The sequence below is a fragment of the Paraburkholderia diazotrophica genome (assembly GCF_038900755.1).
Classification (GTDB): domain Bacteria; phylum Pseudomonadota; class Gammaproteobacteria; order Burkholderiales; family Burkholderiaceae; genus Paraburkholderia; species Paraburkholderia diazotrophica_A.
In genome coordinates, this window is record NZ_JBBPEN010000003.1 from 422,734 (window position 1) to 442,087 (window position 19,354).

The following is a 19,354-nucleotide window of genomic DNA, read 5'->3' on the forward strand; positions in this document are numbered from 1 at the left end:
GGAAAAGGGACGGGTATGCACTGGATGCTCACTCCATACGACAAACACGCTGACGATGGTTTCGGCGCGATGGCGTCGGCCTTTAAGGCTAGCGCCGAAACCCTAATGGCAGCGGAAAAAGACTCAATCGCGCAGCGCGAGTTACCGACCTGTTTTCTCTTGCGACATGCTGCAGAATTGTTTCTCAAATCTGTACTCATCGTGTCACACCGAGCTCTTGCCGCGAGCAATGAACCCTTTCCAGCGATTCAAATTGCCGGCAAGAATAAGCCACTGACAAGCATACATAATCTCGGTGTGCTTTATCGCTCCTTCATCGATCTGCTCACGTTTCATCGGGAAGCGCTGGAGGTGCGGGCGAGAACAGCTTGGCTTCCGCCGCCGCCTGAGCTGGATGAGGCGATAGCCCGGATTGACCAGATGGACAGCCGAGGCGTGTTTTTCCGATATCCAACCGAAAATAACTCAACGAAGTCGAATAACAAGCCAATGACGATCACGGAGGTCGAACATTGGCAGGCCGAGCAGCAGGGAGTACTCAAAGCGCTATTTGTTGTGGGCCAGAACGATGAGTTGGTCGAAGCCTTTCGCTACGCACCTAACCTGCTGGAGCAGGAGCTTGCGGCGCTCACGACCGCATGTTACTGGCTGAACTGCTTCCACGTCGGATTGCGTCACGAACTGGCAGGGGGATGGTGACCGACATTCGCGGCCTTGGCTTACTCTCTAACAGCGGAAAGCAAGGAAATGCTGGTATTGGCCCGGCAACCAAAAAGGGGATTTCGATGTCGAGCGAACATGGAAGTGTGCCTCAGTCTGTCCGTGTCTATGACGGCCGTACGAACGCACGCTTGGACGAATTGGGATCTGCTCTAAACGACTGCGTACGCGCGATCGCGAACGCGGCGCGAACTGGGGTCGATACGGAGAACCTTTCTGCTTTGGTGATCAACGAGCATGCAGATGCACTCGCGTCACTCAACGTCATCGGCACAATGGGGCATACCATTGGGACCTCATTCAACGGAATGGCCACGGAGTCGAATGCGCTCGACTTGCTGCTAGCCGTGGCAAAGTCTCGCCGGTCCTAGATAGGAAAAGCGGCTGACGATATGAGCGATCTACTCTATCAAGTCACACAGGCCTCTGCCCGTGTCTGTGCGCCGCTGTATGCTGCGTCGAGCGTTGCGACGTCGACGACGTCGGGACTGGTGAGTTGGCTTGATCGCTGGCAGACGCTCGTCGGATCGTTCGTTGGCGGCCTCATGGGCGTATCGTTGAAGCATAGCGAAGCTCGGTGTTCGCTGCATGCAAGTTTCCGCACCTGTGAAATTTCTTTCAGAGCCGCGATCTCTACCCTGCGAAGAGTTCACCAATTTTTTAGTCTGATGGAAAAAGAGGGCGAGGTTCAGCCATGATTGCGTAGTCCTATGGTGGGACGGCCGTGCATAGAGATGACAGCGCCGGTCTGCATAGGCACGTCCGATCCACACTGCGACAACGTTGAGACTAGGAATTAACAACATGCAGATTGATATCAAAGCCGAATTTAGCATTCAGGTGGCGAAGGAAACACGACTTTCGGGTGAAGCGAAGATTAGCGTTCCGTTTTCCGACGCTGTACACGCGGAGGTCGATCTTGATCTCACAAACCGTCGATGTATTTTCCAGTTAGCTGGCCTTTCCGTTGAGCCGGAAGTCGTGTCCACCCTCGGCGAGACGCAAGCGTTGGTCAATCAGAGCGACTATCCGGCTGTGTTAAGCGGACTGGAAGAGAAAATAAACTCTACAGCCGATATAGCATTGCACGCTTGGAAGTATCTTTTGGCGCGGGACGAGAGGATTCCGCACGGGGCACTCGCCGGACTGAACCGGCAATGGAAAGAATCGTCGAGCAACGAATGGCGGAAATTCCCTTCATGGATATCCGGACGCATCACCCTGTCGCAGATTCCAGTTCTCGTGGGAGCGAATGCTCAGCGCTTGCAGCAGATTGTTGCAGATGGTGTCACGCCACTTGTGGGAATGCGATATCTGCACCGCGCCAAGGCCGAAGGAGACCCTAAGTATCGATGGGTTGATGCGACCATTGCCGCCGAGCTAGCCATTAAGGAAATCCTCCAGATGGCACGCCCGGAGACCGCGGTTCTGTTTGACAACCTCCCGTCTCCGCCGCTCTCAAAACTCTATGGCGAGGTGCTCGAGGCATATCTTGGTGAGCGTTCGCCTCATCTCAAGGTAATAGTTAAAGGAGTCGAGAAACGCAATGCGCTTGTGCATCGGACTTTGGGCGCAGATATAGATGTGACGGAGGCAGAGAAATATGTCGGCACCATCGAAGAGGCGATCTTTCACGCGCTTAGCCTTTACTACAAGAACAAAGGGTATTTCGAATTCCCCTAAAGAATTCGCCGATCGGGACAGTTGGTCATATCGTGGCATTATCCAGTCCTACCCGTAACCTGCGCGTACAATGCACTCACGCGCGTTCAGGTGTCAATTCCCTGCGCATCAAAGGATCGGCGTGGCGCCCGCGCGGTACCAACGACACACGGTCCGGCTGCTCGTGAGTGTTGATTTTCACGCAGTCTTAACCGGAAAAGCCGAGACTTCCGGCCAGTCCCGCAACCCCGGCAATGCTGCCGCAATGTCGAGCGATTCGTTGTGGCCGATGCGGATGTTTGCCTGCTGCAGGAAGGCGCGAATACTGCCGGCCAGCAGTTTCAATTGCTGAAGGTCCATTGCTTTCTCCACGGGGGGTAAAATCCGGTGCACGCTTTGCGGGCCGCCCATAGAAAACAATGTCCAGAATGGGGGGGATGATACATCGTCTTCGTCATGCCCAAGTGGGCGCGTGCGGCAGGTGACGACAGCCTGCGAATATGATATCAGCAAGAGACGCACTGTGTGGAATCCGGGATTCCATGGTTGGTTTCTGCTTTTGCGGCGCGGCGGTTGCGGTGCAGTGCCATCGTTGTTCCCGAGAGCACAGAATTGGCAAAAAAGGTCGTTCGACACAATGTTTCAAATCGCCGACAATCTCTGTTGAAAGAGGATAACGATTTGAACTAAGACTGTCCCGCTGCCACGCGCTGCCAAGTATCTCGAAAGGTGGCGTGATTACCTACGTTCCGATATCAAAATAGAAGATTCTTCGGGGATAGTGAATGAAGCTTACGTTGCCGCCACTACTCGGCTTGGATGCTAAGTTTGCAAAAGGAACGATCAAGCAGTTGAAGGGAACATCCAGGACATTGGAAGCTGAAATGACGCGGTTTACGCTTCCATCCGCGCGCGGATGGATGTTCAAAACTAATGCAGGTGAGATCATTTATGTGTTTCAGCGCTTACCGGAGACGGCGCAGATACCCTCGGACGGCGTTTCGCTAGTTGGCAATATTCCGGATGCTGCGGACGAAATTGATCTCCAAACAGCCAAATGGATATCTTGGAACGCGTCGGCAGCAAGCATTTCGGTCGCTGAGGCACTAGGTAGCTGGCGAAACGCATTCAGGTATATCAGCGAAGAAGAGGCCGGTCCCGGGAAGCTTGGCCTTCGCAAGCCGCAGATTGGAGCGCTCCATGCGATACATGCACATTGGTCGACAGCTTCCAGCGTCGCGACTGTGGTCATGCCAACAGGGACGGGGAAGACCGAGACCATGTTGGCAACGTTGGTTACGGCGCGGTGTCCGCGTCTACTGGTTCTGGTTCCAACGGACGCGCTTCGGCGACAGATTGCCGAAAAATTCTACAGTCTAGGAATTCTTAAGCATCCGGATTGCGTGGTCTTGGATCAAACAGCGATTAGGCCCGTGGTGGGGACGCTAATGAAGCTTCCGTCTACCCCAGGCGAAGTCGACGAATTCTTCAGCCAATGCAACGTCATCGTAACCACCAGTGCATTGGCCGGACTTTGCTCCCCTGATGTTCAGGACCGAATGGCGGAACAATGTTCGCACTTGTTCATCGACGAGGCACATCACGCAGAGGCGCCGACGTGGAAACAGTTCAAGTCCCATTTCAAATCACGCGAACGGCCTATTTTGCAGTTCACGGCGACTCCGTTCCGCGAGGATGGTCTGCCACTCGACGGGAAGATTGTCTATGTCTACCCTCTCAGAATGGCTCAGCGCGAGGGATACTTTCGTCCAATCCGCTTCAGAAACGTTTTCGAGTTCGGCACGTCGCGAGCCGATATGGAAATCGCGAAAGCGGTTGTGGAAGAATTGCGGTCAGACGCAACAGGACTTCACGTCGCCATGGCGCGTGTTGCCACGAAAGCTCGTGCTGCTCAGGTGCTTGAGATCTACCGCGGTATCGGAGAGTACAACCCTGTCATGCTCCACAGCAGCATATCTACGAAAGAAGCGAATGCCTCTCGGAGCTTGCTGGAATGCGGGCAATCACGGATCGTAGTCTGTGTGGACATGCTCGGAGAAGGCTTTGACATGCCCGAACTGAAGATTGCGGCATTCCACGACCTCAAGAAGAGCTTGGCGATTACCCTACAGTTGGCTGGCCGTTTTACGCGAGCGAGGGAAGATCTAGGCGACCCTGTATTCATCGCAAACACTGCGGATGTGAATCTTCGCGAGGAGCTGCGAACACTATATTCCCAGGATCCTGACTGGAATCTTCTCCTTCCGGGCCTGAGTGAAGGAGCGATCGATCAAGAAGTGGAGGCGCAAGAATTCCTCGCCGGGTTTGTCGGGCAGCTCGACGATATCCCGTTACATGAAATTCACCCATCCGCAAGCATGGTCGTGTATCGCACCCGATGTGCGACATGGAAGCCTGAGAACTACCGGAAAGCCTTTCGAGGGGGATCGAAGGATGAGCGGATTTATCCCATTCTTAACGCCTCCGAGCACACCCTGGTAGTTCTGGCGCCGCGACGCCAAGGTGTGCCGTGGACCGATATCGCCTCAGTTGAAAGCATTGTCTGGGAGCTCTGTATCGCTGTATGGGATCAACAGCTCGCACTCCTCTATGTTCACGGATCAACTAACACTGGTACTTACGCCGATTTCGCCAAAGCGCTTTGCGGAGACGACGTTTCCTTGGTTGTCGCACCTGAAGTGTTTCGGGTAATGGCTGGAATCAATCGGCTAATGCTCACGAATGTCGGACTCAACGAACAAATTGGCCGTCAGATTCGATACACGGGCCGCATGGGGCCGGACGTAGGCGCACGTCTATCTGAAACAACCCTGGGCATTTCAACGAAAGCTGTTCTCGCCGGGGTCGGATTTTCACGTGGGGAACAAACATCCATCGGCGCAGGAAAGCGCGGGCGCGTTTGGTCGAATTTGCGTTTGCGAGTAAGCAATTTTTCTGAGTGGTGCAAGCAGGCTGGCGAGAAGATCGCGAACGACGATATCGATCCAGAAGAGGTTCTGAAAGGCACCTTGATTCCGCGCATGGTTATGGCGCGCCCATCCGCCGTTGCTATTGGTGTCGACTGGCCAGTCGAACTCATCGACTTCAACGAGTCCGTCACGGCATTTTCGTTTGAGTACATCTCAGAAGTTTTTATGACTCATGTCGGCATCGAGCTTGTCGAGTACTCGGCGACCGCGCCGCTGGTCATTCGTGTATTTACCGACAAGCGGGAAGTCAAGGTTCGTTTGAAGTTTGTAGGATCCGGGGCCACGGCTGACTTCGCTTTTGTCTATGAAGGCGCGGATCGCGCTGCGATCCGGCGTGGGAAAACGGTCGATCTTTGCGACTTCCTCACGGAATTCCCCCCGACTATCTGGTTCGCGGATGGATCGAGGTTGGACGGGAACATGCACACTGAGTTGCGTACGGGCTCAACGCTATTTCCCCGGGAGAAGCTGGAGATACTCGACTGGACGGACATTGATATCAAGAAGGAATCGCAACGTGAAGAACGCAGGAAGGACTCTGTGCAGTACAGAACCATCGAGGTTTTGAAGGAACGATACGCATATGACGTGATGGTCGATGACGACGGAGCGGGTGAAGCGGCGGACATTGTAGGAATAGCTCTCGATGATCCCATCGCACCGAAGCTTATTACGGTCGATTTGGTGCATTGCAAGTATTCAGGCGGGAATACTCCGGGAGCGAGAATCGATGATATGTATGTCGTATGCGGGCAGGCACAGCGCAGCGTTACGTGGCTGCATAACAAGGACAGACGGACAGATCTTTTCGTTCACCTTCTAAAGCGTGAATCTATCCGCCTCGATGAGGGCAGACCCTCGCGTATCGAAGTTGGCAGCCGTGATCGACTAGCATTGATCAGAGACATCAGCCGCACGTGTGCAGTAACGCTCAGAGTTTTCATCGTTCAACCGGGGCTTTCCAAGACGGAGGCTGCTGAGCATCAACTTGCGTTGCTTGGCGTCACGGAGAAATTCTTGAGCGAGACTTACCAGCTTCCATTACATGTATTTTGTGGCGACGTTGTGAAGGTTGAATAGGTGCAACTGCTCGGAATGCCGGGCGTTAGCATTACCGCCGAGGGAGCGGGCGGCCGCGAACCGAAGGTCAGCTGTCTGTCCGTTTGGCGACAACGCCGTATGACGCGCAGCAGTGTAACGCGCCCAATCGCCGTGTCGAGGTTCGCGTCACATATGCGCCGGGTTCGGCACTGCCCGCCGCCCAGGCGCATCGGGTCTCGCCGTAACCTGCGACCGCGGTGGCATGCCGCTCGTCGGGGCAGGCCGCCCGAAGCGGTTCGATGCGAAGCACGAGCGCCCGACTTTGCCCTATGTCATGAGGCATGGGGACTCCATGATGTCGGTGATCACGCTTGATGGTGCAGTTGGTGAGAGTGAGTGCGCGTCTCAAGGCTGGACAGGTGGCTGATCGGTGCAATAACGTGTCGATGAAAGGAGTAGGCGATTATGGGATTATTTAGTAACAGGTGCAATCGAAACGGATTGGTCTATCAGGGATCGGGGTATTGAAGATGGATAAAGAGAAACTTAAAAAAATAAACGAGGAGACGCAGCTAATACATAAAGAGTACGTTGTACAGATCGCGGACAGGGTAATCGGGCGTGTCGTTGATTTTATCAATCAGACCATGTACAAGGAGATCGGAAAGACGATGAGTTTCAGTTGGGCAGATAGACCTTATTTCAGGGCGTATGCTCATTGTGAGACGCCGGAGCGTCATCACGTGGTGATTAGCTATGGTCTTGCGATTGAATTGTATCGTGATGCATTCGTACTTAGTAAATTGGCGCACGTCCATTTCTGCGAGCCAAAATATGCAGGAATTTTTGGAAAATTAAGTGCCGACCGGGAAGGTGTGTTACCCCCTGGGGCCAACGAGCACCAGTGCAAGATGCTTATGTTTGAGACGACTCTCGAGTGGGTGTTTTTTCATGAACTGGCACATCTTGCCCAAGGACATCTTGAGATAAGGGAGCAGCGGGCACCCACTGGCTCTGTGGGCAGAGTCGAAGAAATGCTGGCCGATGGCAGCGAGCCATTACAGGGCGTGGCCGCGCTTATTTCCCATGTGACAGAGATAGCTGCGGATGTCGAAGGATTTACGACGTACATTCAATATCGTTATCTGGCAACTCGAGGAAAAATTCCATATGCCGTCGTTTACATGATGGTCTGTGGGTTGACATGCTTGTTTAACCGATTCTTCGGTCAGTCAGGGGATCATTTCGATCCTGTGCCACGCGGTTCGCATCCCAATCCAGCCGCGAGATGGGAGCTTCTGTTTCAGACTATCTATGGATATTTCTTGGATGCGCGGGTGAGAGGGCGGATTCCTGACTGGGAGTATAGTCAGGAGGAATTGATCGCTCAACTGACCGAGGCCAGTACCCTCGCGAACATGTACTGGCGTATTCGCTATCTGGAAGAGCGTGGTGACCTTCCGAGTTTCATGCGGGTGGCAAAAGTGGATAGTCCGGAGGTTCGGTCGTATTTGCGGGAAATTGTGGCTACCTTGGATGAGGTCACCCCAGATATCAAGCGACTTTATATTTTCCCGATACGACCATCACTTCCCGTCTTTACGTCGGCGTGGCGAGAGCGGCTGAGGGAGGCATGATCCCGATGGAATTCGCGAAAAGGCGCGTGAGGATGGAAGCCGGAACGGCGAGGTGCTGAAGGCGACGCGGGGCACGAGAGCCTGACGTTCGCTCGTGTGTGAGGCGACGAAATTTCGGGGACAGTTGGTCCGACTGGGGTGGACACGAGATATGGACATTGTCGAGATTCGCAACATCGTTACGGGGCCGGCTGCGTCTGAGCTGTTCGTACGAAAGGTCTGGTTGTTTGGTCGTCGTGTCCGTGGCACGGAGCGCCCGGATAGCTATATGGACGTTGCCGTTGAGGTTCGGCGGCGGTCGGGGGATTCGTGCGAAATGACTACCTTTTTCGGTGAACGGGAACGCTTAACGATTGCCCTCCAGGCGCTTCTGCCGATGTCGGTTCAACTGGATGGTACGACGGCCCTGATGGCACGCTGGTCATACACGGCGGGCTGTAGGAAAGTTCGATGATGATCTTCGAAGCCAGTGAATGACGACGCAGTTTGGGCGATTGTTCTGGGGTGAGAAAAATCGGGGAAAATACGTCGCTCCGATCAATGGGCGATTTGCTGCAATTTTGTGGAGTATCGATTGAAATTGTTGGGATGGCTGACAAAGCTGTGTCGTGCGCCGACTCCTGATTCGACGGACACACGCATCAGGAAAATCGGGCAGTCACATGCCGCTCAGGTGCGCCGGGGTAGAGAGAAGGCTGTCTACGCTCGACTGAACTGGGTCGTTGATCTGTATCCCCGGTTGCATCGGGTCACGAGCCCGTTACTCCAGCGAGATGGCGTGTCGTCCCATTATTTTTTTGTGTCGAGCGAAGAGGCGCGCGAACGTCATTTCCAGTTGACTGCGGTGAGCGGCAATATGGTTTTGACCAACAGGCCTTTGGACGGAAAAGCTCCGAAATTCGAACGGGAAGAGCATGCGGCGCTCGTGTATGCACAGCATGAGCATGGCGGTGTCTTTGTCACGGTTCATCCGCATTCGTCGGCAAGCGGAAAACTCGACAAGAGATATTTCATTATCGATTACGTCCCATCGCCGGACCACTTTGCAGGCAGTCGGGGAGACGCGCGGATAGGCCGTCACCTGGCGACCTTCCTCAAGGTGGCGCGACGTTCGATGGTGACGCATGGTTTCAGTAAGGACGACTATCTGGACAGGCTGTCGCGCTACAGCGAACGGTATGAAAGCCTGTACGAGTCCAGGGATGACGCACGCAGGGCATGGAGCGATTCGCGCGTCGCGCTCGGAACAGGCCTGATTGGCGGACTGATTGCCAGCTCACTCATCCCTATGCTTCCAGTAATCGGGGCTGAGGCGCGGGCGAGACTGGATGCGCATCAGGGTGTCTGCACGGCGCAGCACTACAGTGCAACGGTCTGCGCCCAGCATTTTCCCCAAGACTCGATGGACAGGCTGGCGGGAGATGGACTGACCACCGTTAACGTGCTGATCGGCACAGCCGTGATCAGTCTGCTGGTGATTCGGGGCTTGCAGAGGTTGTTTCGCCGGCGCTAGTGCGCTGTCGTCACTCGGCGGGCAACGTTGGCGCCACTCTGTCCAGCCATGCGATGATTTCCAGGGGGGGGCCGCCTGAGCAGATATCGAACAGGACGTCGGTGACCGCGTCGGCGGACGAGTCGTTTGACAATGCAGCTTTTGCCGCGCGAATGGCTGAACTGGCGGATGACCGTACGGCTGAGTCCGTGAGCGCCATCCTCGATGGCGTTCGTATCAGTGTGACGATCAGCAAGCTTCCCCCGGCGCGGCAACGTTCGGAGCGATTCCTGGATGTCGCGTACGACGTGTCCGTCAAGGTTTCGGGCGTTTCGCCGGCGGTGCTTGAATCGTCGCCGGAGTTCCTGATCCCCGAGTTCTTCAAGCCGGACGGCCCCGAACTGTATCGTCTCGATTGCGACGCGGCGTTGCGCGTTGACAGTGAGTATGCGGTCGCCCGTAAGCAGCCGGGTCGGGGTCTGCTGAACACGAAGATCGTTGACGGACGGTGGTCGGGCGGTTTGTAAGTATATTCACTCGACCATCAGCAGGACGATTCGGATTGCCTGCGTTCAGTCAAGGCCGCCCTGGCGAGGGCAATCCTGCCGGCGCTGACCCCGCGTGTTCGCTGCGTGGTCTTCCAGCCCGGTCGTTACCAGTATGGTGCGTGGCGCGCAAGTATTACGCTTGGCCCGGCGGTCCGGGAATTTATCGGTAACTCGCGCCTGGCATTCACGCTACCGAAGTGGCCGAAACGCAACGTGGTCATGCAGCCGGGTTTCATGCGCGATCTCGACGTTGCTATGTTCCAGAATGGCGAGTGGTCTGCGGATATCTACAGCAACGGAATCGGCGAGGACGAGAATCCGACAGCCATTGCCGAGGTCAAGGCAGGGCTGTTGTCGAGCGTCAATGAAGCACTCAGAAATGCCGGTTTCCGGACTTGAGTTTCGCTTTCCGCTCATCGACGAGCGGAGACGTGACGGACGGACTTGATGGAAAAACCCGGTGCGCTAAAGCGTCCCGGGTTTTATTTTTATGTGGACCGGTTAGTCTGCGTGTGCCACACGATCAAAGAACCAGGGCGGCACCTCGATTTCCAGCGTTCCATATTTCGAGACCAGTTTTTCCGCGACTTCTGCGGAAGCGACGGGGCTGAAATCGAAGACGTGCGAGTACACGACACCGTCGTCGCTCTCGTTGGTTAGCACCTCAGCATCGACCAGGTCATCCGTTTCGGAAACGTCGAGGCCGAGCTCGTCAGCGAGCGCTTGGGCAAGCGAAACCGTGGGTGGCCCATCTTCGTGATCATCGTCACCCCAGCCGAAGTCCAGGCTGGCGTTCATGATCTCGCAGACCGGGGCCGCGATGGAAACCCTGCCCGTGCGGGCGAGCAGCCGGCGAACGGTGACGTCGATCCTGTGACCCACATAGGGGTGCTCGATATCGATTGTCATTGACACGTGGCCGGAAACCGTCTCGTCCTGTACTTCGCCGGGCACAGGTAACGCCCACAGGATCACGTCATCGAACGGCAGATAGACCTCGCCGATCCCATCGTTGTTGGTCATCGCCATGCTGCCGGCCGTATCGCTGTGGTTAAGAACCTTGTCCTGAACGAAGTCGCGGATGAAATCGTCCAGTGCGCCGTCTGATGCGTGTAGGCGCGAAGCAGGGTGGCGGTCCTTGAAGGCGGCCTTCAGGATGGACATTAGTTCGTGTTTTTCAAGCGTGATGCCGAGCTCGTGAGCCCGGGTAAGCAGGAGGTCTTCGTCAGGAACGAAATGCACAGCTTCGTCGAGCCCGGCGGCTTCTTCGCCGGATGCCTGGAAGGCGGCGACTGACTTATATCCCAGCGCTGCGGCGACGAGTTGTTGTGCCTGGCCGAGCTTGACGGGATTGTTCGCTTGCTGGCTTGCGGTGCGGACCGCAAATGCAATAGAAAACAGAGTAACCATCATGGTTCCCAATGAGTATGCACGGACACTCAAGCGATTACCTGACCGCGCGAATTGAGAATCGCATGGTTGGGTACTACGAGGACTACGGTGGAAGGTTACGTGTCGGATTTGAGTCGCTTGAAACTCGGCCGGACAAGGCGCGTAAGAAAGTATCGCACCCGGCCTAATTTCGAGTCAAGCGGGCTTGGTTAGCGCCAGTCGGCGCGTTCCGGCAGCATGAAAACGCAGAGCTCACTGATTGAACTCTGGGTCGGGTCGATGTTGGATGGACGGAGGAGGGGTAGGAGTATAGGCGGGCTCGTTATCCGGAAATGCCTACACGGTGGCCTACTGCTCGAAGGCGGGGCTGGTCGTGCCTGCATTCCCGGCCCTGGCTGTCCGGCGCGGTGGATTCAGCATTCATTGTTGGCGTTGGCCGTGAGGATGACGCGAAGTTCGGCGACGTTCCACCGGGCCGCGGCCCCGATTTTTTGGGCGCAGGCAGCTTCTCTGACCGGGTGCGCCGCCACACGGTCAGAACAGAGATGCCGATCAGGCCGGCGACGGTTCGCACGTCCACAGGGGCTGCATCGAGCAACTGGTTGGCGCGTGCAGAGTCGACCGGGACCGAGGCTCAATCAGCGGGTGCAGAAGGTGTTCCGGGGGGCGGTGTCGAAGTGCATGGACGCCGTCACTTCAACAGATATAGTTCGAGGTCGTTGTCGATCTGGACGTACGCGACCGATACCTCCCGCGGGCGACCTTGGGCCGTCAGGAAGAATTCGCGGAAGTGGTCGTCGTTCATGGCCTGGTCCCGCTTCATTTCGTGCTGAAGTTCTCGCTGGCCATTTTGCCCGGACATGCGGCGGATAGGGGCAGTGGAATCCCAAAATTCCTGTTGCAGACTCGCGACATTCAAGATGAAACCCTGCGCCATTGTATCTGGGCAATCGAACTGGTGAGAAGCCTTGGCCTGCAAGGCAGACACGGGGTTTTTGGAACCCCTCGCCAGCATCGGAATTTCGTCCTGTTGTCCCAGTTGCACTGGTCTCTGCTTTCCGTCGCTGTGGTTCACTATTATCTTGATGCCGGCCGCGCCGATGTTCCTCGCAAGACCGTCTTACGATCCAGCTTAGTGGCTGCGCTCAATTGTCTCCCCTCTTTTGTTGCTAAAATGCGACGCTAATGTGCCAAATAATCGCGAGGGAATACAGCGTAAGTTTTGGCGTAGGTTTGTAGTCGAAGGCCCGCCAGAAAAGCCTGCGTCACTACTTCGACGAGAACGAGTAGTTTAGGATTGCGCAGCGATAATCTGCCTTTACCGAGTTGATTTTCATGTAGCTGATTGTTTGCAGGATATTTTTTGCAAATGGTCGATGTGATTGTTCAGATTTTCTCGAATCACCGAAAATAATGAACGAATGGGCAAAACGTAAGATCCGTCTTCGCCAGACGCGATCATTATTAAAATGCCATCTGTAACCTATTGATTGTTCATCTGTTTTATGGTCTGGCTCGAATATTTGATAAATGGGTCTCCGCACGCGTCTCTATCTGGACCTGCCGCGTTGGCGTAGGTTTCTTTCCCGTTGAGAGAAAACCTACGCCGCGTCGTTTTTCCGCAAAAACCTACGCTGGGGATCGATAAACTTTCACGTAGCGTGGAAGAGTGATCTGATCGCCACGCGTCGGCATGAACCAGTTCAATGAATTTGCGTCGCGCTTAACGTGGCCGTGACCGATGGTCCTATCGCGTAGGGTAGTCCCCGGTGCCATGGGTGCGTCTGATTCCACATCACGTCAGCGCCCGGACGGAGTTCATTGATTGCGCGCAGGCGTACGCGTGAACGCACGCAGCGGTTCTCTATCTGGATTCCGAGAAATTTCGACATCGCGCGAACTGCGTGCGAGGTCGAGTTCAGCCGCCCGGATGCCTTCACCAGATCGTCGCGCATAGCTTCGTCGCCGTTCTCGAAACAGCGGCTCGGCCCTGTGAGAATGATCCCGCCCAACGCTCGCCTGATGGCGCCGACAGTCGCGTGCCCACCGCGCAGATGCCGATAATGAGAGTGCCGCGCGATCCGGGACCATGAATTCCGTACGTGAATTTTTCTTCCGAAATATGGACAGGTTGACGTGCTTTCCGGAATGGTCCGGCTCACGAGTCGACGCAAATACCGCAGAGGGAGCCGACCGCCGAAATTGCAAGTGAAGACTGAAGGAAGTTGACCTTCGCGGACGCCCGATCGTCCATTTGTCTGCGACGGCCGTGTTGGCGAGTTGTACCGGGTGCAGGAACGACTGTCCTCGCGGCAATGTGTCTGAACGCGTCTTCTGTGTGAAATATTGAGGATACCTATATTGGTCAACAACAGTTATTGCATGCAATCCTTTCATCGATCCGTTGCAGCAGATCGCACAGAAGCAGGTGCCATCGGCGAATCTGCTCGAACTGCATTTCTATCTGCGGTCGCTCACCGTTGTGGTCATCCGGCCATCCAGACGACCGTTCCGCTCTATCAACGGACGGACGTTGACGACGACCGGCTCCGAGGTTGGTGCCAGCGTTACCATGCGGCGCTTTAACCCTGCGGGCGGGGAGTGTGGTCGGCATCGAAACGGGTCGTCACGCCTTTTCAGGAGCAGATCTTCGAGGTAGTCTCATAAACGACTATTCCGCCACTCGTGCTCGGTGGCGGGCCAAGGCTGCGTAGGGAGAGCAGCGACCACGTGCTGTCGCGCCGCGATGCTCTCAGGGACACGGTATGTCGGTCAGGAGGATCGATGGATCGCCGCCACTTCCTCAAGTCATCGGCCTTTTTCACTATTGCGGCCGCCACCGGCACGCTTGGCGCTCCGCAGTCGGTACCGCCGTCCAGTGCTTCACCCAAAGGTCGCTATCGGTTTCCACAGGGCGTCGCCAGCGGTGATCCGCGCGATCGCTCCATCGTGTTCTGGACGCGGTGTGTGCCAGTACATGGGGACGCAAAGCAACGCGCAAAACACGTTACGCGCGCAGTTCCGTTACGACTCGAGGTGTCGACGCGGCCTGATTTCTCGGCTCTCGTCGCCAGCGTCCCGCTGAGGGCACTGTCCACCTATGACTTCACCGTCCGTACGAAGGTGACGGGGTTCTCGCCGAAAACCACGTACCACTATCGGTTCGTCGCCGGCGACGACACGAGCGTCATGGGTGTCGCGCGCACGGCTCCCGATCCAAACGAGGCCAACAACCAGGCTCGCTTCGCGTGGCTCACCTGTCAGGACTGGAGCGTCAATCACTGGCAAGCAATGAGCCTGCTGGCAGCCGAAAGCGATCTGGATTTCGTCGTGCATATGGGCGATTACATCTATGAGACGGTCGGGGCCGCGAGGCCCGGCGCTGTCGAGGCAGCGCATCCTTCGTTGCGGCTGCCTGACGGAAAGCCGCTCGCCGACGGCAGCGTTTATGCCAATACGCTAGAAGACTATCGGATGCTCTACCGCACCTATCGTACCGATCCGCGCTTGCAGACGCTGCACCAGCGCCTGCCGATGATCGCGATATGGGACGATCACGAGTTTTCCGACGACTGTTGGCAGGATCATCAAGTCTACACAAATGCGGAAACGCAGGAGACACAGCGCCGCCGCAACGCCAGCCGTGCGTGGGCCGAGTACATGCCGGTGGACTGGGGCGACGTGCGCTTCGAGCCGAACAATCCGTCATACACCAACATCCGTATCTACCGCGAATTTCGCTTCGGTATGCTGATGCATCTCGTGATGACGGACGAGCGGCTTTATCGCGACGACCATGTCGTGAGCGAGGCGGCTGTCGCACGCGCGCACGGGCACGACCCGGTCCATGGCGACGACGCAGCCGGCTCGCGCTACTTTGTGAAGCAGGACGTGCTGCAGCGCTTCGAGGCGCGGGATACCGCGCAACTCGGCCGCGCGCCGTCGATACTCGGCCCGGAGCAGACGCAATGGTGGAAGACTACGATGCGGGGCTCGGCTGCGACCTGGAAGGTGTGGGGCAACGAGGTGATGTTAAACCGTCTGTGGGCGGTGATGCCGGGTGCGCCTGAGACACCGGCGGCACGTCTCGTGATTGATTGTGATGCATGGGACGGCTACCCGGCGCACAAGCACGAACTGCTCTCATACCTGAAGGAACAGGGCATCCATAACGTCATCGCGATCAGCGGGGACCTGCATGCGTTTCAGTGCGGCGTCGTGCGGGACGACCCGGACCCGGCATCGGGTACACCCGTGATCGTCGATTTCGTTTGCGCCGGCATCAGCAGCACGTCTTTCTATACCTACATGAAGGCCGCATGGGGCGGCACACCGCTCGCGTCGCTTGTCGCTACCCCGGCCAAATTCGACACCTTCCTGATGACGAATAACCCGGATCTGCGCCACGCCGACCACGACGCGCAGGGCTATGCGTCAGCCACCGTTACGCCGGAAAGCTTTTCCGTGGTGTTCAACAAAGTAAGACCGTTGAATCCGGACGGGACTGCGCCCGCAGACGCCTTGCTCGAACGCACGCGGCTGACCGTGCCCAGGGACGCGACCGAGGTACGCGTCGAGCGCTTCTAGCTTCCACTCAGGCAGGCATGATGTCGGAGCTAGCATCGCCTCGTCGCGATAGTTTCCCCTCGTGCAGGATGTGACCTGTGATTTCCCTGCTGAGGATTTGATAGCCGCGCTTCGCGTAAGCAACGGTCGTTTGTTACACGCAAAAGGCCGCCGTGTTCACATCAGCGGCACGAGCGGCCACAACGGGCCGGTTACGGAGGTTCGCAGTTGAAACTGCGGATTGGGGGCCACCGTCTAGCATTGAGTTCCTGTTCGTAACATCGTCTGAGCACGATACGTAATCGGCATGTTAATTCCGACGTAGGCGTCGGCGCATCCCTGGTTCATAACCAGTTGAGATGAACGTGCCGGACATGACACTTGCCGCACTGGCTCGACGATGCAAGAGGTCGCCGCATTCCGGGCTTCTGCCACGTTTGTTACGGGCAGTGTTCACACTGCCGGGTGGCGCATCAACTTACCTCATGCGAGTCGTTGTCGCGTCCCCGATATCACTGACGTCCTTGCAGGTTTGGGGAACCTTCTGCTACACGCCGACCTTCAGATTCTGTGCAGCGTCATCCGTTGCTGTGTCGACTGCGTCGTTACCATTGTCCTTGACTTTGTCAGTGGCTCCTTTGACACGGTCTCTCTTCATACTGCACATTCGGGCGCAAACTACCGAGGACCGGCGTCAACCATGCAGGGCACGTGCGTAAAAAATAGTGCCTTCACCGCAAGCGGTCTTAGACATGATATGACCGCACCGCTCGGGCGTTCCTCTCCCGGCGGCGCGATGAATGTGCTCAGGACGTCGTGTGGCCGCTTACAAGCGAGCATTGACGATCCGCATGGACGGTACTGCCACGCGTAGGCCGAATACGGTTGTCGGTCTAACGGCGCATGACGCCCATGACCAGCGTGACCAGGAAGATGACGAGGAATACGATGAACAGTATTTTCGCGATGCTGGCTGCGCCCGCAGCGATACCACCGAACCCAAAGACGGCGGCAATAATCGCGATAATAAAAAAGACCAGCGCATAGTAAAGCATGCCATGACCTCCTTTTTTCGAGCCGGCGCACAATCGGCGCCCGGTGCCTACGAGGTGAGCAACGACCATTCCTCCGTCGCGGGGAGCTTCGTCTGACAAGAGGGTGCAATGCTGGCGGTGAACCTGATTTCTGCCACATCAGACGAGGAAGCTACGTGTACGCAAGCGTCAGGAACCCGGTCGCGTGCTTCGGTCATCGCGCGCACGGAGCATCATCGTACGGATCTAAACCGATACACGGTGAACGCAAACGGTTCGCGGATGGCTTTATGACTCACGGGACGATCCGGTCATCCAACGCCCACTGCTTCCTCGCGGTACTCATGCTGGGCGGATCAGTCATGTGCACGGCGAACTCCTCACTGGCCGTATGCGCGATCGCGCAATACGGCGAGCCGAAATATTCCGCTGGTTTCAAACATTTCGATTACGTCAACCCGGACGCGCCGCGCAATGGCACGCTGGTCCTCGCGAATCCTGACCGCCTGACGAGCTTCGACAAATTCAATCCCTTCACGCTGCGTGGCAATCCCGCGCCCGGACTCGGATTGATGTTCGAAAGCCTGACGACGGGCAGTTCCGACGAGGCGTCAAGCGCATACTGCCTGCTCGCGGACGATATCAACGTCGCACCGGATGGTCTGTCGACGACCTTCCATATCAATCCGAAAGCGCGCTTCTCGAACGGCGATCCGGTTACGGCCGAAGATGTCAGGTACTCGTTTGAGACGCTGAAGAGTCCGCAAGCCTTACCGCAGTTCTCGGTGTACTTCGGACAGATCGCGCGCGCGGTGGTCGTCGACCGGCTGACAATCCGCTTCGAATACAAGGTGGCCACGCGTGAAATGCCGCTGCTCGCCGGCGGCATCCCGGTGTTTTCACGCAAGTGGGGCATGATGCCAGATGGCACGCGCATTCCTTTCGATCAGCTGGCGTTCGAGAAGCCCATTGCAAGCGGGGACTATCTGATCGACAAGTACGACAACGGCCGTACCGTTACCTACAGGCGCAACCCGAACTACTGGGGCGCGTCGCTGCCCGTGCGCGCCGGCACGCACAATTTTGCGCGCATCGACTACAGGCTGTATTCGGACGCGATCGCGCGGCTCGAAGCGTTCAAGGCCGGCGAGTATGACGTACTCGTCGAACACATCGTGCAAAACTGGGTCCGGCGCGATATCGGCAAGCGCTTCGACAGCGGCGAGCTCATCAAACGCGAATTCCCGCACCACAACGGTATGGGCATGCAGGGCTTCTTCATCAATCTGCGGCGGCCGATCTTTCAGGACGTGCGGGTACGGCAGGCGCTCGACCTCGCGTTCGACTTCGAGTGGCTCAACGGCCGGCTTTTCTACGAGCAGTACAAGCGCATAAACAGTTTCTTCGTCAATACGGACTTGCAGGCGCAGGGCAAGCCTGACAAAGGCGAACTTGCGATTCTCGCGCCGCTGCGCGACGAACTGGACGCTGCCGTGTTCGGGGAAATGCCGCAACAGCCAGACACCGACCCGCCCAACTCGCTGCGCGCAAACCTCGTCAGGGCGCGCGAACTGCTCGCGCAGGCCGGCTGGACGTATCGCGATGGCGCGCTGCGCAACGCGAAAGGTCAGCCGTTTGTCTTTGAGCTTCTCGACGACTCCGGTCGTGGCACATCGATGGAGCCAATCGCCGCTGCGTACGGCCGCAATCTGCAGAAGCTCGGCATCAGGATGAACTTTCGCACGCTCGACTACGCGCTGATTCAAAAGCGCATCGATGCTTTTGACTTTGACATGACGACGGTGCGACTGCCCGACGTACAGGTGCCGGGCACAGAGCAGGTTTCGCGCTTCGCCAGCGCATACGCGGATCAGCAGGGCTCCGACAATATCGCGGGCGTGAGGTCGCCAGCCATCGACGCAATCCTGAGGAAAGTTATATCCGCGCAAACACGCGAGCAGCTTGTTGACGCAACGCATGCGCTCGACCGCGTGTTGATGAGCGGCTATTACGTGATTCCCCACTGGTATTCACCGGTGCACCGCATCGCGTATCGCAATACGCTCGGCTATCCAGCGACGCTGCCGCTGTACTACGATGCGGAAGAATGGATACTGTCGACATGGTGGCAGGAGCGTTCGGCCGCTTCCAGATAGCGCACCCGTATACCCATGCAATCTCAGCCACGAGCGATAGGTTGCCGTAAAGACATCATGGACGCCTCGGTGTTCCCAAGGTTAGGACCCGAGGGCGAGGAGTGGGCAGACGCCAA

Annotated in this window: 15 protein-coding genes; 11 read left to right on the forward strand and 4 right to left on the reverse strand. The window is 56.8% G+C overall.

From position 1 onward, the window contains the following. Window positions 1-15: 15 nt before the first annotated feature. The 4 genes from AABE10_RS11890 (at window position 16) to AABE10_RS11905 (ending at window position 2,403) form a co-directional block, all read left to right on the forward strand. On the forward strand, window positions 16-699 hold the full coding sequence (locus tag AABE10_RS11890) for a hypothetical protein (protein ID WP_342933440.1): 684 nt from the start codon (window positions 16-18) through the stop codon (window positions 697-699). Next, window positions 693-1,091 (forward strand): hypothetical protein, encoded by a 399-nt coding sequence (locus tag AABE10_RS11895; RefSeq protein WP_342933441.1) that lies wholly within the window; start codon window positions 693-695, stop codon window positions 1,089-1,091. Before AABE10_RS11890 ends, AABE10_RS11895 begins: the two co-directional genes overlap by 7 nt. A 21-nt stretch (window positions 1,092-1,112) precedes the next feature. After that, a complete protein-coding gene (locus AABE10_RS11900) occupies window positions 1,113-1,418 on the forward strand; it encodes a hypothetical protein (protein ID WP_342933442.1) in 306 nt (101 codons plus the stop codon). Between the two features lie 106 nt (window positions 1,419-1,524). Continuing rightward, window positions 1,525-2,403: a hypothetical protein gene (locus AABE10_RS11905; protein ID WP_342933443.1), complete on the forward strand. Its 879-nt coding sequence runs from the start codon at window positions 1,525-1,527 to the stop codon at window positions 2,401-2,403. A gap of 177 nt (window positions 2,404-2,580) precedes the next feature. On the opposite strand, the gene AABE10_RS11910 is transcribed toward AABE10_RS11905, so the two are convergent. Continuing rightward, window positions 2,581-2,742 (reverse strand): hypothetical protein, encoded by a 162-nt coding sequence (locus tag AABE10_RS11910; protein ID WP_342933444.1) that lies wholly within the window; start codon window positions 2,740-2,742, stop codon window positions 2,581-2,583. Window positions 2,743-3,167: 425 nt separating this feature from the next. On the opposite strand from AABE10_RS11910, the gene AABE10_RS11915 reads away from it, so the two are divergent. The 5 genes from AABE10_RS11915 to AABE10_RS11935 all read left to right on the forward strand — a co-directional run bounded on the left by AABE10_RS11915 (window position 3,168) and on the right by AABE10_RS11935 (window position 10,489). Further along, on the forward strand, window positions 3,168-6,452 hold the full coding sequence (locus AABE10_RS11915) for a DEAD/DEAH box helicase (protein WP_342933445.1): 3,285 nt from the start codon (window positions 3,168-3,170) through the stop codon (window positions 6,450-6,452). Between the two features lie 485 nt (window positions 6,453-6,937). Continuing rightward, window positions 6,938-8,050, forward strand: coding sequence for a hypothetical protein (locus AABE10_RS11920; protein ID WP_342933446.1), 1,113 nt, complete (start codon window positions 6,938-6,940; stop codon window positions 8,048-8,050). Between the two features lie 778 nt (window positions 8,051-8,828). Then, window positions 8,829-9,563: a hypothetical protein gene (locus tag AABE10_RS11925; RefSeq protein WP_342933447.1), complete on the forward strand. Its 735-nt coding sequence runs from the start codon at window positions 8,829-8,831 to the stop codon at window positions 9,561-9,563. Between the two features lie 101 nt (window positions 9,564-9,664). Next, complete coding sequence (locus AABE10_RS11930; protein WP_342933448.1) at window positions 9,665-10,069, forward strand: hypothetical protein; 405 nt, start codon at window positions 9,665-9,667, stop codon at window positions 10,067-10,069. A 105-nt stretch (window positions 10,070-10,174) separates the two neighbouring features. Next, the gene (locus AABE10_RS11935) at window positions 10,175-10,489 is read left to right on the forward strand and encodes a hypothetical protein (protein ID WP_342933449.1); all 315 of its coding nucleotides are present in this window, start codon (window positions 10,175-10,177) and stop codon (window positions 10,487-10,489) included. Window positions 10,490-10,591: 102 nt separating this feature from the next. Here the strand turns inward: AABE10_RS11935 and AABE10_RS11940 are convergent, their stop codons facing one another. Beyond that, on the reverse strand, window positions 10,592-11,500 hold the full coding sequence (locus AABE10_RS11940; RefSeq protein ID WP_342933450.1) for a peptide ABC transporter permease: 909 nt from the start codon (window positions 11,498-11,500) through the stop codon (window positions 10,592-10,594). Window positions 11,501-12,173: 673 nt separating this feature from the next. After that, window positions 12,174-12,527, reverse strand: a complete 354-nt coding sequence (locus AABE10_RS11945) for a hypothetical protein (RefSeq protein ID WP_342933451.1) — start codon at window positions 12,525-12,527, stop codon at window positions 12,174-12,176. Between the two features lie 1,739 nt (window positions 12,528-14,266). Between AABE10_RS11945 and AABE10_RS11950 the strand changes: the two genes are divergently transcribed. Further along, window positions 14,267-16,069 carry an alkaline phosphatase D family protein gene (locus AABE10_RS11950; RefSeq protein WP_342933452.1) on the forward strand — a complete coding sequence of 601 codons (1,803 nt, stop codon included), beginning with the start codon at window positions 14,267-14,269 and terminating at the stop codon, window positions 16,067-16,069. A gap of 872 nt (window positions 16,070-16,941) precedes the next feature. Here the strand turns inward: AABE10_RS11950 and AABE10_RS11955 are convergent. After that, complete coding sequence (locus tag AABE10_RS11955; protein ID WP_090873856.1) at window positions 16,942-17,103, reverse strand: DUF1328 domain-containing protein; 162 nt, start codon at window positions 17,101-17,103, stop codon at window positions 16,942-16,944. A 323-nt stretch (window positions 17,104-17,426) separates the two neighbouring features. Between AABE10_RS11955 and AABE10_RS11960 the strand changes: the two genes are divergently transcribed. Continuing rightward, window positions 17,427-19,238, forward strand: coding sequence for an extracellular solute-binding protein (locus tag AABE10_RS11960; protein ID WP_428983302.1), 1,812 nt, complete (start codon window positions 17,427-17,429; stop codon window positions 19,236-19,238). Window positions 19,239-19,354 lie beyond the last annotated feature (116 nt).

Coding starts and splice junctions, on each gene's coding strand:
- AABE10_RS11890 (WP_342933440.1), top strand. CDS start 16: ATGCACTGGATGCTCACTCCATACGACAAACACGCTGACGATGGTTTC.
- AABE10_RS11895 (WP_342933441.1), top strand. CDS start 693: ATGGTGACCGACATTCGCGGCCTTGGCTTACTCTCTAACAGCGGAAAG.
- AABE10_RS11900 (WP_342933442.1), top strand. CDS start 1,113: ATGAGCGATCTACTCTATCAAGTCACACAGGCCTCTGCCCGTGTCTGT.
- AABE10_RS11905 (WP_342933443.1), top strand. CDS start 1,525: ATGCAGATTGATATCAAAGCCGAATTTAGCATTCAGGTGGCGAAGGAA.
- AABE10_RS11910 (WP_342933444.1), bottom strand. CDS start 2,742: ATGGACCTTCAGCAATTGAAACTGCTGGCCGGCAGTATTCGCGCCTTC.
- AABE10_RS11915 (WP_342933445.1), top strand. CDS start 3,168: ATGAAGCTTACGTTGCCGCCACTACTCGGCTTGGATGCTAAGTTTGCA.
- AABE10_RS11940 (WP_342933450.1), bottom strand. CDS start 11,500: ATGGTTACTCTGTTTTCTATTGCATTTGCGGTCCGCACCGCAAGCCAG.
- AABE10_RS11950 (WP_342933452.1), top strand. CDS start 14,267: ATGGATCGCCGCCACTTCCTCAAGTCATCGGCCTTTTTCACTATTGCG.
- AABE10_RS11955 (WP_090873856.1), bottom strand. CDS start 17,103: ATGCTTTACTATGCGCTGGTCTTTTTTATTATCGCGATTATTGCCGCC.
- AABE10_RS11960 (WP_428983302.1), top strand. CDS start 17,427: ATGCTGGGCGGATCAGTCATGTGCACGGCGAACTCCTCACTGGCCGTA.